The sequence below is a fragment of the Rhizobium sp. SG741 genome (genome assembly GCF_012275435.1).
Lineage (GTDB): Bacteria > Pseudomonadota > Alphaproteobacteria > Rhizobiales > Rhizobiaceae > Rhizobium > Rhizobium lusitanum.
This window is the reverse complement of sequence record NZ_JAAZQP010000004.1, coordinates 282,492-297,169: the sequence shown is the minus strand read 5'-3', so window position 1 is coordinate 297,169 and position 14,678 is coordinate 282,492. Positions and strand designations below refer to the sequence as shown.

The 14,678-nt window shown below is 60.9% G+C and carries 13 protein-coding genes and 1 tRNA gene; 10 read left to right on the top strand and 4 right to left on the bottom strand.

Annotated elements, in window-relative coordinates; all coding sequences use genetic code 11:
* Nucleotides 1-25: 25 nt before the first annotated feature.
* Complete coding sequence (locus FHT29_RS12950; protein WP_037202173.1) at nt 26-1,918, bottom strand: peptidylprolyl isomerase; 1,893 nt, start codon at nt 1,916-1,918, stop codon at nt 26-28.
* A gap of 181 nt (nt 1,919-2,099) precedes the next feature.
* Here FHT29_RS12950 and FHT29_RS12945 point away from each other — a divergent pair, with 181 nt between their 5' ends.
* From FHT29_RS12945 to FHT29_RS12930, 4 genes are all read left to right on the top strand, one after another.
* Nucleotides 2,100-2,381: a hypothetical protein gene (locus FHT29_RS12945; RefSeq protein ID WP_047556730.1), complete on the top strand. Its 282-nt coding sequence runs from the start codon at nt 2,100-2,102 to the stop codon at nt 2,379-2,381.
* 301 nt (nt 2,382-2,682) lie between these two features.
* Entirely contained in the window at nt 2,683-3,147 is a 465-nt protein-coding gene (locus FHT29_RS12940; RefSeq protein ID WP_037202168.1) for a MarR family transcriptional regulator, read from the top strand.
* Nucleotides 3,140-4,366, top strand: a complete 1,227-nt coding sequence (locus FHT29_RS12935) for an HlyD family secretion protein (RefSeq protein ID WP_037202165.1) — start codon at nt 3,140-3,142, stop codon at nt 4,364-4,366. The genes FHT29_RS12940 and FHT29_RS12935 overlap by 8 nt, the downstream gene beginning before the upstream one ends.
* Nucleotides 4,359-5,903: a DHA2 family efflux MFS transporter permease subunit gene (locus tag FHT29_RS12930; RefSeq protein ID WP_047556734.1), complete on the top strand. Its 1,545-nt coding sequence runs from the start codon at nt 4,359-4,361 to the stop codon at nt 5,901-5,903. The genes FHT29_RS12935 and FHT29_RS12930 overlap by 8 nt, the downstream gene beginning before the upstream one ends.
* 80 nt (nt 5,904-5,983) lie before the next feature.
* Here FHT29_RS12930 and FHT29_RS12925 read toward each other — a convergent pair whose 3' ends face one another.
* A complete protein-coding gene (locus FHT29_RS12925) occupies nt 5,984-6,580 on the bottom strand; it encodes a DNA-3-methyladenine glycosylase (protein ID WP_037202161.1) in 597 nt (198 codons plus the stop codon).
* Between the two features lie 179 nt (nt 6,581-6,759).
* Here FHT29_RS12925 and FHT29_RS12920 point away from each other — a divergent pair.
* Nucleotides 6,760-6,849: transfer RNA gene (locus FHT29_RS12920), tRNA-Ser, on the top strand.
* An 86-nt stretch (nt 6,850-6,935) separates the two neighbouring features.
* On the opposite strand, the gene FHT29_RS12915 is transcribed toward FHT29_RS12920, so the two are convergent.
* A complete protein-coding gene (locus FHT29_RS12915; protein WP_047556736.1) occupies nt 6,936-7,655 on the bottom strand; it encodes an SDR family NAD(P)-dependent oxidoreductase in 720 nt (239 codons plus the stop codon).
* Between the two features lie 134 nt (nt 7,656-7,789).
* Between FHT29_RS12915 and FHT29_RS12910 the strand changes: the two genes are divergently transcribed.
* From FHT29_RS12910 to FHT29_RS12890, 5 genes are all read left to right on the top strand, one after another.
* On the top strand, nt 7,790-8,719 hold the full coding sequence (locus FHT29_RS12910; RefSeq protein ID WP_047556738.1) for a LysR family transcriptional regulator: 930 nt from the start codon (nt 7,790-7,792) through the stop codon (nt 8,717-8,719).
* A gap of 804 nt (nt 8,720-9,523) precedes the next feature.
* Nucleotides 9,524-10,693 carry a septal ring lytic transglycosylase RlpA family protein gene (locus FHT29_RS12905; RefSeq protein ID WP_047556740.1) on the top strand — a complete coding sequence of 390 codons (1,170 nt, stop codon included), beginning with the start codon at nt 9,524-9,526 and terminating at the stop codon, nt 10,691-10,693.
* Between the two features lie 130 nt (nt 10,694-10,823).
* The gene (locus tag FHT29_RS12900; protein WP_244655151.1) at nt 10,824-11,975 is read left to right on the top strand and encodes a D-alanyl-D-alanine carboxypeptidase family protein; all 1,152 of its coding nucleotides are present in this window, start codon (nt 10,824-10,826) and stop codon (nt 11,973-11,975) included.
* A gap of 152 nt (nt 11,976-12,127) precedes the next feature.
* Entirely contained in the window at nt 12,128-12,811 is a 684-nt protein-coding gene (gene tmk, locus FHT29_RS12895) for a dTMP kinase (protein WP_037202146.1), read from the top strand.
* Complete coding sequence (locus tag FHT29_RS12890) at nt 12,808-13,839, top strand: DNA polymerase III subunit delta' (RefSeq protein WP_168599731.1); 1,032 nt, start codon at nt 12,808-12,810, stop codon at nt 13,837-13,839. Before tmk ends, FHT29_RS12890 begins: the two co-directional genes overlap by 4 nt.
* Here FHT29_RS12890 and FHT29_RS12885 read toward each other — a convergent pair.
* Complete coding sequence (locus tag FHT29_RS12885; protein ID WP_047556747.1) at nt 13,836-14,675, bottom strand: MBL fold metallo-hydrolase; 840 nt, start codon at nt 14,673-14,675, stop codon at nt 13,836-13,838. The two genes, FHT29_RS12890 and FHT29_RS12885, sit on opposite strands and share 4 nt — an antisense overlap.
* Between the last annotated feature and the right edge of the window lie 3 nt (nt 14,676-14,678).

Genomic DNA, 14,678 nt, shown 5'->3' with positions numbered 1-14,678 from the left:
TGGTTATCCATCCTCCCGACCGAGCCTAGCGGGACATCGCCTGCTCGGCGAGGCTCTGATTGACCGTGACGGCGTATTTGGACTGCAGCTGGCTGACCATCTGGTCGAGGATGTCGTCGCCGGCGGCATTGGCGATCTGAGCGATCTGCTGATCGTCATTGCTCAGGGCATCGGTCGTCGGGTTGTCGTTGACATCGGTGACCTTGAGCAGGATCTGCGTCGCGTCATCTGCGCCGACGGCACTGGCGGCCGTATCGACAGGGCCGGAGAAGGCGGCGGCGATGCCGCCACGGCCGAGAACCGGATCATCCGTCGAGCGCATGATGTTGGCCTTGCTTTCCACGGCGATGCCGAGCGGTGCAGCGATATCGGCAAGCGACTTGCCCTTCTGCACCTCCTGCTTCAGCTCGGTTGCCTTGGCGGCAAGCGCGATCTTCTGCTGCGCGGCAGTCCAGTCGGCAACGGCCTTTTCCCGGACGTCGGCGAGCGAACGATCGTGATCGGGTGTGATGCCAAGTATGTCGTACCAGACATAGCCGTCGTTGCCGACCGTCAGCGGCGCGGGATTGCCGCCCTGGTCGGCCTTGAAGACCTCGGAAAGCAGTTGCTGTTTTGCCGGCAGATCCTTGACCTCGTTGCCGGACTGATCGAGGCCGGTCGCATCGATCGAATCGATCGCGACCGTCTTCAGCTTCAGCTGCGTTGCAGCCTCCTGCAGCGAGACGCCGGATCCGCGCAGATCCTCGAACTTGTCATGGACGCTGGTGATTTCATTGGCGGCATTGCTGAGCGCAATCTGCTTGCGGATGTCTTCCTTGACGTCGTCGAAGTTCTTCGCCGTTTCGGCCTTCACGTTGGTGACACGCAGAATGACCGGGCCGAACGAACCGTCGACGACGGGCGTCGTGCCGCCATCCTTGGCGACGGCGAAGGCGGCTTCGGCAATCGTCTTGTCCGGAACCTGATCCTTCGTGAACGTGCCGAGCAGCACGTCGGAAGGCTTCTTGCCCTGATCGGAAACCAGCTGATCGAAGGTCGTGCCGGTCTTCAGCGCGTCGGCGGCCGCAGTGGCCAGATCCTTGTTGGCGAAGGTCAGCTGTTCGATCGTGCGCGTTGCCGGCGTCGTGTAGCTGTCCTTGCGCTTGTCGAACTCGGCGCGCACTTCGTCGTCCGACACACTCGCCGCATCGGCGAGATCCTCTGCCTGCAATTTCACATAGGAGAACTTCCGATATTCGGGAGCGCGGTACTTCGACTTCACACCCTCGAACCATTTGGACAACACGTCGTCGGCCGGTGCCTTGACGGGGTCGATGTTGGCGTTGGTGAGCAGCAGGTAATCGATGCTGCGGTGCTCGTCGTGATACTGCTTGACGGCATCGACCAGAACCTTCGGAGCGACGAAGCCGTTCGACACCGCTTCGACGATCTGGCCGCGGACCGCAACCTTACTGCGCTCCTTGATGTAGTCGTCGGGCGAGATGTTGCTGTTGCGCAGAAGCATCTCGAATTTCTGCCGGTCGAAAGCGCCGTTCGGCGCCTTGAAGGCCGGATCGTCGCCGATCAGCTGCGCGAGCTTGTCCTGGGAAAGGCCGAGGCTCATATCGGCGGCAAGCTGATCGAGCGAAGCGCCGGCAACGAGCTGTGCCACGGTTTGCTGTCCGATACCGAAGGCGCGGGCCTGTTCCGGCGTGATCTGCATGCGCAATTGCTGGCTGATGGCCTGAATCTGGCGGCGATAGGCGAGGCGGAATTCATTGGTATCGATGTGCTGGTCGCCGACGGTCACCACGGTATTACTGTTGCCGCCGGTGATGAGCGAACGTTCGACGCCCCATACACCGAAGGCTGCCGCCAGAAGAAGCAACAAGCCCTTGGCAAGCCAGGTCTGGGCGATTTTTCTCAGCACGTCGAACATTGGAAAGCAAACCTCGTCATAAATACGTCTTCGCCCGTAGGCGAAACAATCGAAGTTCCTTAGAACAATCCGAACCGGAATTGAAGAGCCAGAGGGGAAATCACCCGACGAGGCGCCAAGGTGCCGGAACCTTTGACGAGCCGTGACGTTTTAATCAACAAAGAAACACAAGGAGCACACGATGGCAGAGACGAAATCAGCTTCCGCCCAGTCCTCTTCAGCACGAGCGCAGACTGAAACGGCAGTGGAAGATTTGGCGGCACAGGTCGCCGCTCTCCGCGAAGATTTATCGAGGCTGTCGCAGAGCCTTGCTGCCGTCGGGCAAGGAGCGACGTCCGTCGTCGCGGAGGAAGCCCAGGAGATCACAGAGCAGTTACGCGAAAGAGTTCGCGAGGAGCCGATTTTCATGGTCGCTGCCGCAGCCGGCATCGGCTATCTCATCGGTCTTCTCAGTCGCCGCTAGCCTATGCTGAACCCTTAACGGATAGGACAGGCCCCACGCGCCCATCCAGCTTGCGAAACTGCCGAAAAGGCGCGGACGAATCGTCCGCGCCTTTTCGATTTTGGGCATCGATCGGCAGGTGAACCTCGACTTTCATCATCTCTTGCCGGCCCCGCGAAGGGAGTGCGACATCTTTGCGACACCCCCGCGACATCTTCGACCGTCCCTATTTCTTGATCGCCCGCCCTCTTGTATCGCGTGGGCGCTTACTATAGGTGTCGGTAATTATAAGGTTGCTTATGAATAGCAGGCTTCTTATGCCATGAACACACTACCCACCCTCGGCTTTCTCCTCCATGACGTTGCGCGGCTTCTTCGGAAGCGGTTCGAGCAGCGCGCGAAGGATTTGGGACTGACGCGATCGCAATGGCAAACGCTTGCCTATCTCGCGAACAATGAAGGTATCCATCAGGCCGGACTGGCGGAGATGCTGGAGATCGAACCGATCACCCTGGTTCGCATTCTCGACAAGCTTAGCGAGCGCGGTCTGGTGGAGCGCCGGCAACATCCGAGCGATCGGCGGAGCTGGCTCCTTTACATGCGCGAGGAGGCCCGGCCACTGATCGATACCATGCGCAGCATAGGCGACCAAACGCGCAAGGAAGCGCTCGACGGAACCTCGCAGGAGGATAACGAGCGCCTTTATGAGTTGCTCACCCTCATGAAATCGAACCTGCTTCACGTCTGCCGCTCGAAGGCAGCCGACAAAGAGATACAACATGGCTGACGCATCCTCTTCGCTTCGCGTACCCGCAAACGCAAATTCCTCAGAACAGATTCAAGCCCCTGTGGCCGAGGCCCCATCTCCAAACCCGACACCGCCGCCTGCAGCGGTTGCCGCGGCAAGCCCCGTCACGCCTCCCGAAAAGCCGCGCAAGCGCCGCAGCCCGACGCGGCCGATCCTGTTTGCGCTGCTCCCCGTCGCCCTCGTCATCGGTGGCTATTATTACGTCACCGGCGGACAGATCATGTCCACGGACAATGCCTATATCCAGGCCGACATGGTCGGCGTTTCCACCGACGTCTCCGGCACGGTGATATCGGTCGATGTGCATGAGAACGAGGTCGTAAAGAAGGGGCAGGTGCTTTTCCGCCTCAAGCCCGATTCGTTCCGTATCGCGCTCGAAGGCGCGCTGGCGCAGCTCGGCAACGCCAGAAACCAGATCCTGAACCTGCAGGCGAGCTACAAGCAATCCGTGGCCGAGATCGCCCAGGCGCAGGCCGACATTCCCTACTACCAGACGGAGCTCGAGCGTCAGCAGAATTTGATCAACAGTTCGGTTGCCTCCGAGTCGGCCTATGACCAGGCCAAGCACAATCTCGAAGCTGCCCAGCAGAAGGTCTCGGTTGCCCGGGCACAAGCTGCCGCGACCCTCGCACAATTGGGTGGCGATGGCACTGCCGATCTGCCTCCCGAGCAGAACCCGCTCTACCTGCAGGCCAAGGCTGCGGTCGACAATGCGCAGCGCGAGCTCGACGACACTGTGGTAAGGGCGCCTTTCGACGGCGTCACCGCCAATGTTCCCTCGCTGCAGGTCGGCGCCTACCTGACGGCTGCGCAGCAGGGCTTCTCGTTGGTTTCCACCACGCATATGTGGATCAACGCCAGCCCGAAGGAAACCGAGCTGACCTATGTGCGGACCGGCCAGAAAGTCGACATCTCGGTCGACACCTATCCGGGCGTAACCTGGAAGGGCACCGTCGCCAGCATCGCACCGGCATCCGGCTCGAGCTTCTCACTGCTGCCCGCACAGAACACGACAGGCAACTGGGTGAAGGTCGTGCAGCGCATACCGATGATCATCAGCATCGACGATATGGAGGGCAAACCTCCGCTGCGCGTCGGGATGAGCGTCGTCGCCGGCGTCGATACCGGCCATGCCCGCGGCCTGCCGGATTTCGTCAGCAATCTGCTGGGCCATTCCCGCGGTCAGGACCATGAGTAACGCCACCACCGCTCCGCCATCAGCGCCCATCGCCAATCGCGGCGCGATCACCGCCTGCGTCATCCTGGCTGTCATCATGCAGGCGCTGGACACCACCATCGCCAACGTCGCGCTGCCACATATCCAGGGCGATGTCTCCGCCAGCGCCGACCAGATCAACTGGGTGCTGACGTCTTATATCGTCGCAGCAGCGATCATGACGCCGCCCTCCGGCTTCCTGTCTGCAAAGTTCGGCCGCAAGCGCGTGCTGCTGGTGGCGATCGCCGGTTTCGTCGCCGCTTCGGTCCTCTGCGGCCTCTCTGAATCCCTGGCGCAGATCGTCGGGTTCCGCCTGTTGCAGGGCCTATTCGGCGCGGCGCTGGTGCCGCTGTCGCAGGGCATTCTGCTCGATATCTACAATGTCGAGGAGCGCGGCCGCGCCATGGCGCTGTTCGGCGTCTCGGTGATGGTCGGCCCCGTGCTCGGTCCCGTGATCGGCGGCTGGCTGACCGACAATATCAGCTGGCGCTGGGTGTTCTACATCAACGTGCCGATCGGCGCGCTCGCCTTCTTCGGCATCGTCGTCTACGTCACCGAGACCAAGCTGGACACGCTCGCCAAACTCGATTGGTTCGGATTCGGTATGCTCTCGCTCGGTATTGCCGCGCTGCAATTGTTTCTCGATCGTGGCGAGCAGCTCGACTGGTTCTATTCGGGCGAGATCATCGTCGAGGCGCTCGTCTGCGCCTGCGCCTTCTATCTCTTCATCGTGCATATGTTCACGGCTGAGCGAAGTTTCGTGAACCCGAGGCTCTTCCTCGATCAAAACTTTGCCGTCAGCATGCTGTTCATCTTCATCGTCGGCGTGACCTATCTGGCCTCGCTCGCCCTGATGACGCCCTATCTGCAGACGCTGATGGGCTATCCCGTCGTCACCGCCGGTATCGTCATGGGACCGCGCGGCCTCGGCACGATGTTCTGCATGTTCCTTGTGGGACGGCTGATCGGCAAGGTGGATACGCGCTTCTTGCTGTTCATCGGTCTCGCTTTGACCGCGTGGGCCATGTACGAGATGACAGGCTGGACACCGGATGTCTCGCAAGAAACCATCATCTCCGTCGGCTTCGTCCAGGGCGCCGGCCTCGGCTTCCTGTTCGTGCCGTTGACGACGATCGCTTTCGCGACGCTGCCGGCACAGATGCGCGGTGAGGGCACAGGCCTTTACAACCTCTCGCGCAATATCGGCTCCAGCGTCGGCATTTCAGTCGTCTCGATGCTGATCACGGAAAATACGCAGGTCAACCACGCGAACATCGCCGCCTATGTAACGCCGTTCAACCGCCATTTCGATGCGACGGCGGCCCAGGGAATCAGTCCCTTGACAGCTGTGGGACGCGCCACGCTCGACAGCATGATCACCACGCAGGCGACGATCATCGCCTACATCGATGACTTCAAGCTGCTGATGCTGATGTCGATCTGCGCCATACCGCTGCTGGTGCTCCTGCGCAAGCCAAAGGCGCCACCGGCCGTCGATCATAGCGTTGCCATGGAATAAGATAGCCGCGCAGTCTTCCAGTTCGCTGCGTGGCCGCATGGGCCGCCGGGCACCACCCCGGCGGCCTTTTTATTGCAACATCAGGGAAAACGACGACTGACGAAGCGCGAACCCGCCGCGCCGAACCGCCAGGGCGCATCGACATTCCTGGTGATTCCAATGCGTTTGCCGGAAGCGACGGTAACGGGTTCCGCTAAGGAAATAGCGAAAGGCGCCGCATCCAGCGACAGGCCATTCAGGCCGATGTCGATGGCCATCGCCTGCGAGAGCTTTCCCGGCCCGTTGCATAGCGACACGATATCGGCAATGCCGCGCCGCCGTATCATTTCCTCGATGCCGCTCTCCGGCTCCAGCGCCCGAATAAGCACGGCGCTTCCAGTAAGGCAGACGAAGTTCAGACACCAGTGAATGCCATAGGAGCGATAGACATAGACATGGCCGGCCGGACCGAACATCGCCGCATTGCGCGGCGTTGGACCGCGATAGGCGTGGGAAGCCTCGTCATCAGGCCGATAGGCCTCGGTCTCGACGATACGACCTCCGATGCCGGCAACCGTGAACCGCATCCCGATCAGATCGGATGCGACGCCAACGGCATCGCGGCCAAAGAAGGCTGCAAGGGCAGGGCCGGCCAGGGGCTTGGGACCGAGCGACAGAGATTGATCGTCAGAGGTCATGGGCGAGGGCGATGTCCTTCCGGATAGTCGATGCCGAATCTTTCGCACAAGCAACGGCGTCATGGAATCTTTTTCGCGTGGCCGTTGGCCACGGATGCACCGCGGCCCAGTTGACGCTTCGGCCCGAATAGCTGTAAAGCCAGCCAACCACTTTTGCTAGGCGTCGAGCCGTAGCGACAGGAAGAGTGTCCGAGTGGTTTAAGGAACCGGTCTTGAAAACCGGCGTGCGGGAAACCGTACCGTGGGTTCGAATCCCACCTCTTCCGCCAAATCTATGGCCTCCGATCACGGTAGAATGCACTGTCACCTTAATTCCAGCGATAGAATATATTCAGAAATGCTGCGCCGGTGAGGTTCACCAAGGAACGGTTTTCCCCATACGATCGAGGTATTCGAGACCGGGTCTGCCCCGCTTCGTGAGAAGCACCTCCACGATACTGGGAATAGCCTCTTCCATGCTGAGTGGCGCGTTCGGACCGCCCAGTGCCGTGCGGATCCAGCCCGGAGCCATCAGCACCAAGGCGCGCGGCTCGCTCGCGTGGCGCGCGGCGTAGCTTCGCATATACTGGTTCAGCGCCGACTTGCTGCCGCGATAGACTTCAAACCCACCGTTCGTGTTGTTGGCGATGCTGCCCTGTCCTGACGACATGACGCCGATGAGGCCATCTGCGGGGACAAGATCCTGCAGCGCCTCGACGCTACGCATGGGGCCAAGTGCATTCGTGACCATCACGCGGATGAACTCCTCGGTGGATACCTCGGCGATGGTCTCGTTGGGATTCGCATTGGCGGTGCCGGCGTTCACGAACAGGATGTCGAACACCCGGCCCGACAAGCGAGTACGAAGTGCCGCTATCTGCTCCGGTTCGCAGATGTCGACGGTCTCGACCTCGACGCGACCCGGGTTCTCGTCGGCCAGGTCATGCAGCTCAGTTCGGCCTTCGACCGGGCGCGTCGTGCCGACGACGTTCCACCCCTTTTTCAGGAGCTCGGCGGCCATGGCGTGTCCGAGGCCACGCGATGCGCCGATGAGAAGAATCGTGCCTGCGGTGTCGTGTGAAATGGTTGATGACATGGGTGCTATCTTTCGTTGTGCTGTGTCGGCAGCGAATATGAGCGCGCCATCGGATTGACGCCAGACGCACAGGATGCACATTGTTGTTGCATCAGGCGCTATGTTGTGGGCGTCAAGTGATGTAGGTTGCGGTTGTGGACAATCTCGACCTGAACCTGCTTCCGGCGCTCGACGCACTGCTGACCGAGGTTAGCGTGACCGGCGCTGCGCGCCGTCTCGGCCTCAGTCCTTCCGCCATGAGCCGGACCCTCGCACGGCTCCGGTCCGCCACGGGCGACCCGCTGCTTGTGCGCGCTGGGCGCGGACTTGTCCCAACGCCCCGCGCCGCCGAGTTGCGCGATCGAGTTCACGAGCTTGCTCGCGAAGCTCGAGCCGTTCTCAGCCCGCAGGCTGGCCAATTTGAAATCGCCACGCTGGAGCGGACCTTCGCCATTCGCGCCAACGAGGGCTTTATCGCGCTGTTCTCTGCTCCCCTGGTGGCCGCCATTGCCGACGCGGCGCCAAGGGTCCGCCTGCGGTTCGCACCTAAACCTGTCAAGGATGCCGCGCCGCTCCGAGAAGGGCAGATCGATCTTGAAATTGGCGTTCTCGGAGAGTTTGCGCCGGAGGTGCGTACCCACTTCCTCTTCCGCGACAAATTCCTGGGTGTAGTCAGGGATGGGCATCCTTTGCTGAAGGGTCCCGTGACACCCGAGCGCTATGCGGCGTCCAGGCATATCGCGGCGTCGCGAAAGGGGAGTTTTACGGGGCCAGTCGATGATGCCCTGGAGAAACTCGGTCTCAGCCGGGAGGTCATCGCTGTCGTGCCCGGATTCCCGGACGCCTTGCGCATCGCGCGCCAATCTGACCTGGTCGCGCTTGTGCCGCGCTCGTGTCTCGGAAATGGCCTGGTCGGCACCGAACCGTTCAGCCAGGGCTTGGTGAGCTTCGAGCTTCCCGTCGCTACGCCAGAAATCCTAATATCGGCGATGTGGCATCCCCGAATGGATGCCGATCCAGCCCATCGCTGGTTCCGCAATACGGTGGTGGGAGTGTGCCGGAGGGCAGTGCCACTATTTTCATGAAAGTTGACGCTATCCGCTTCTTCGGCGAGGAGATCAGACGACTGCCGGTGAGTCGGTCTCCGCAGGACGAACACCATCATCATCCGTGGTAGGGTAGGGAACAGCGGAGCAATCCATAGGCGTCAGAAAGCTATGGAGCAAGTTAGGTGGCTATAGAGTAGACATAGTGCCATCTTCTTCGTTCGTGGCCCGTCAGTCATCATTGACAAAAACTAAGCTTGTCTTATTGCTAGGGCGCTTCAGTCGGATTTGACCCCTGACCTGGCAAATGTGGCCTAGTCGTCTCCAGCGGCTAGGCCACTTCAATTCCAGCGTTTTGAAACGGCTCAGCGTCGTCTCATCCAATAGGGCGGCCATTCGTCTTTACGAATCTTTTGGTTTCAACGCATGGGCCATCGATACCGAGGCGCTGAAGGTCGGCGACGTCTATCACCACGAAACACTGATGCGCCGCGATACAGTTTCCTGAACTGGGCCTTCGCTTCTTGTCAAAGGCACATCTCTGACGGCCACAATTTGCTCTGATCTGTCCCGATCCGGGACCCTTGATGAAGACAGAGGGAAGACCAGCTGTTCGAGCGGTTTGCCGTCTTGCCCGGTACTTCAGGCAAATCCCATTTTACCGCAGATTAACCATGATCTTCGGTATTTCCCCAGTGCGCTCAATTTGCATCGCAAAATCGACAAACTCTAATCATGATTAAAGTACCGTTAGGTGATTGAGGCGTAGCTGGATACCGGAATGAGGGATGTACCGGTTATAGCAGACCTCCGTCAGAATTATTGAGTAGCGGCGTGGGACAGATGAAATTCGAAAATCGTGCGGTGACATACGCAACGGGTATGCGTTGGTTTGCTCTCTCACTGATGTGCGCAACCATCACTGCCTGTGGAACGTCTCAGAAGGTTGCCTCGACGCGCCAGCACGGCAAGGAATATTTCTCCGAGAAGGAATATGGCGTGAAGGCCAGTCCGCGGGTTGTCGCCAACGGGCCTGTTCCCAAGGGCGGCGGCCGCTTCATGGTCGGCAATCCGTATCAGGTGAAGGGCAAGTGGTACTATCCCAAGGAAGACTACGGCTATAACAAGGTCGGTATCGCTTCCTGGTACGGCTCGGCGTTTCACGGCCGCCTGACCGCCAATGGCGAAGTTTACGACCAACAATCGCTGACCGCTGCGCATCCGACTTTCCCGCTGCCGAGCTATGCGCGCGTCACCAATGTCGAAACCGGTTCCTCCATCATCGTTCGCGTCAACGATCGCGGCCCCTATCATCCCGGCCGCATCATCGATCTTTCCAACAAGACGGCGCAGATGCTCGATCTCCAGCACAGCGGCACCGGCGACGTGCGCGTGCAATATGTCGGCCGCGCCCGCATGGACGGTCACGACGACCCCTATCTGATGGCCTCATACATCCCCAAGGGTTCGCGCCTGCCTAGCATCAATCCCGGCGGCCAGATCGCAACGGGCGTGATGGTTGCCTCAAATGGCAGGATGACCGCCGACCAGCTGCCGGATTCGGATAATCCCGTCCGCGTCGGCCGCCAGCAGCGCAGCTTCGATCGCGCACCGTCGATCGCCCCCATTCCGCGCCAGTCTCCCTATTCGGCCACGGCTTTCGCCGGCTCGACGCCGGACACGGTCTACAACGGCAACAAGCGCAACAATCCGCCGCCGATGACCTGGAACGGCGGCGCGATGCCGTCTGCCGAGCCTTCCGAGCCCGTCATGGTCGTTCTGCCGCTGATCGGACCGATCCCTTACGAACGTCCGGATTTCGCTCCGGGCATGGCAAGCATCAACGATCCGTCGATCGGTTCGATGGTCGCCGCCTATCAGAATGTCCCGGTCAAGACTGTCTATGTCGATCTTGCTTTCGACGCCGTCATGGTTCGCAACGACGGACTGACGCAGGAGTCGATCCTCTCGGCCTATCGCCGCCAGCATCAAGGCACGACGCAGGTTGATTGATCGGCGTCATTGCCTGAATCTTCACCCGTCACTAAAATAAAGGTGCCGGTGGTCGGATTGAGGGGACGGTATGCCAAAGCGCTTGATTCTTTTGTTCCTTTTTCTCCTGGGCATCGGCAATGTGGCAGCCATGGCGCAGCCGGCCGTTCCGGGCGCGTTCGATACGAAAGCCGCCCAGGCATTCATGATCGAGGCCTCTACAGGCACCATTCTCCTTGCGAAAAACGAGGATCAACCGATTTCGCCGGCTTCGCTTGCGAAGCTCATGACTCTGGACGTCGTGTTCGATGCTATTGGGCGAGGGGAGATCTCGCTCGATACGGAATATCCCGTCTCGGAAAATGCCTGGCGAACGGGCGGCGCGCCATCGCGTGCGTCGACGATGTTTGCCGCGCTGAAGTCGCGTGTGCGGGTCGGCGACCTCATTCAGGGCGTCGCCGTGCAGCAGGCCAATGATGGCTGCATCGTTCTGGCGGAAGGGATTTCGGTGAGCGAACGCGAGTTTGCCCGGCGCATGACGTCGCGTGCGCGGGAGCTCGGCATGACGCGGGCTGTCTTTACCAACTCCACCGGTTTGCCTGACGCCAACGACCCCAACGGCGGCGGCAAGGTCTCGCTGCGGGAACTGGTGGCCCTGGCGCAGGATCTCCAGCAGAAGCATCAGGATCTCTACAAATATTTCGGCCAGGCGGATTTCACCTGGAACAAGATCTACCAGCGCAACAAGAACCCGTTGCTGCTGCTCAATATCGGCGTCGATGGCCTTGGGCTGGGCTTTACCGAAGGCGAGGGTTTTTCAATCGTCGCCTCGGTGCAGCGCGACGGCCGCCGGCTGTTCCTGGCGCTTGGCGGCCTGAAGAACGACAAGGAGCGGACAGAAGAGACCCGTCGTGTGCTCGAATGGGGCCTCAGCAATTTCAAGAGCCAGCGCATTTTCGCCGACGGGGAAGTGATCGGCGATGCCAGCGTCTATGGCGGCGCGCAATCGACGGTGGGGCTGCTGGCCAAGACGCCCGTCGATGTCTACGTGCCGGTCGACACGCCTGACCGTCTGTCCGCGCGAATCGTCTACCGCTGGCCGCTGACGGCACCCGTGGCCGGGGACTATGAAGCCGGGACGCTTCGTGTGTTCCTGGGCGCGCGACTGGTGCGCGAATTGCCGCTTTACACAAAGGAATCAGTCGCTCAAGGCACGCTCAGCCGTCGCGCCTTCGATGCCTTCATGGAATTGACCGAATCCCTGCTATTCTCCTGGCTCTGGGACAAGCCGTTGCCGACCTGACGGGTTGCATGGCTCGCGAAATCCCTGTTCACACCCCATATAGAATGGCGGGCGCCGATACATGCACGGTTCCACCCCGGCATGTCTTGGGTTAAACAAGAGACGTATCGCGTGCCGAGCGGACGGCAGGCGAAAAGTGCAGGACATGATCATTGGCTGATGCAAACGGATTATTCGTAAGCTTCGAAGGCGGGGAAGGGGCCGGGAAATCCACCCAGATCCGCCGGTTGGCCGAACGGTTGCGCGAGCTCGGCCATGACGTGCTGGTCACGCGCGAGCCGGGCGGCTCCCCGGGTGCCGAATCCGTCCGCCATGTGCTGCTCTCCGGGGCCGCAGAGATGTTCGGCACGCGCATGGAGGCCATCCTCTTTGCCGCTGCGCGCAACGATCATGTCGAGGAAGTCATTCGCCCGGCGCTGGCGCGCGGCACCATCGTCCTTTGCGATCGTTTCATGGACTCGTCGCGCGTCTATCAGGGCGTAACCGGCAATCTCGAAGCCGATTATATCGAGGCGTTGCAAAGGGTTGCCGTCAATGGCGTTATTCCCGATTGCACGCTGATCCTCGACATTCCCGCCGAGATCGGGCTTGAGCGCGCGCGCAAGCGCGCCTCTGCCGTCACAGCGCCGGATCGCTTCGAAAAGGAAGAGATGCAGACCCATGAGAAACGCCGGGAGGCCTTTCTCGATATCGCCGCGCGCGAACCGGATCGCTGCCACGTCGTCGACGCGCTCCGCTCGGAAGACGAGATTGCAGAGGACATCGCCGCGATCGTCGACAGGCGGCTCGGGCCCGCCGCCAATATCTCTTCTGCGAGATCGGAAGCGGCGCAATGAGCGAGGAACGGCCCGGCGTTCTCGACGGCGCGATCCCTCCACAGGACAATCCCAGGCTCTTCGGCCATGAGGAGGCGGAAGCCTTCCTGGCGCAATCCTATCGCTCCGGCAAGGGTCATCATGCCGTGTTGATCGAGGGACCCGAGGGGATAGGCAAGGCGACGCTCGCCTTTCGTTTCGCCAATCATGTCCTGTCCCATCCCGACCCGGCATCCGCGCCCGAGACGATCGGAGATCCCGATCCGTCCTCGGCCATCAGCCGTCAGATTTCCGGCGGGGCATCCCACAATCTGCTGCATCTCTCCCGTCCCATCGACGACAAGACCGGCAAGGTGAAATCCGCAATCACGGTGGATGAGGTGCGTCGCGCCGGAAAGTTCTTTTCGCAGACCTCCGGCACCGGCAACTGGCGGATCGTCATCATCGATCCAGCCGACGACCTCAACCGCAACGCCGCCAACGCCATCCTGAAAATTCTCGAGGAGCCGCCGAAGCGGGCGCTGTTCCTCGTCCTGTCGCATGCGCCGGGCAGGCTTCTGCCGACGATCCGTTCGCGCTGCCTGCCACTGAAACTAGCGCCGCTCGGAGACGAGGCTTTGCGCTCGGCGCTCGAGAATCTCGGCGTGCCGGCCGGGAAGGGGAGTGAATTGCTCCCGGCGGCCAAGGGCAGCGTCAGCGAGGCGCTCAAGCTGCTGAATTATGGCGGCGGAGACATCATCGATGCCTATCGGCAGGTTCTCTCGGTGGATGGACCGGCGGCCCGCAAGGCGATGCACCGCCTAGCCGATGCGCTTTCGGGCAAGGACAGCGACACGATCTTCGGCTTCTTCATATCCCATATCGGCGATGATATCGCAGATCGCGCAAGGGCCGCCGCACTTGGCGGATATATCGGCACGGCGGAGAGATTGGCCCGTCTCCACTCCGAGACCACCGAACGGCTCAATATCTCGCAGGCCTACAATCTCGATCGCAAGCAGACGCTCATTACAGTCCTCGGTGAACTTAAGCAGCAGCTTTCGGCTTAAGTTAGCTGAGCATAGATGACGCGATAGCTTCCGTCCGCCCGCTCGATGTGCGCAAAACCGAGTTCGCCGAGGTGCATACCGGCGATCAGCAACCTTTCGGAGTTGACGAGATCCAGCAACCTCGACCGTGTGGCCGCAGCGAGATGTGAATCCTGATCGAACGCGATCGACACATCCGGTCGCGGAACCTGAATCTGGGGGAAATGGACAACATCTCCCCAGACCAGCAGATTCCGGTCGCAAGATTCGAGACGATAACCGGTGTGCCCGACCGTGTGGCCCGGCAGCGGCATCGCCGTCACGCCGGGAAGCACCTCACCGGCATCGAAGGTGCGCAGTCTGGCGCGATAGCCGTCGAACGCCTGACGCGCCAGGAAGAAGTTGCCACGGGCGCGACCGGAGGCGCGGCTCAGATTGCCGTCATCCTGCCAGAATGCGATTTCCCGATGGTGGGCAACAAGCTCGGCATTCGGAAAGGCGGCTTCTCCTGAAGCGCTCACCAGCCCTCCGACATGATCGGGATGGGCATGTGTCAACAGGATCGTGTCGATCCCGGAAGGCTGGACGCCGGCCAGCGCGAGATTGGCCTTCAGCCGACCACCCCACTGTTTGAAGCCACCCCCTCCCGCGTCGATCAGGATAGTGCGACCACCGCCACGCACCAGGTAGCAGCTGATGTGGATCGCGGCATGATCCTTCACGCCCGCCTTCTCCTGCATGTGTGAGGCATCTGCCGGGGCGATATTCGAGAGCAGGTCGAGGCTGCCGGCGAGATAGCCATCGCTGATGGCCGTGATTGTTAAGTCGCCGACCTGCTGGCTGGGAATATCTGTCATCGG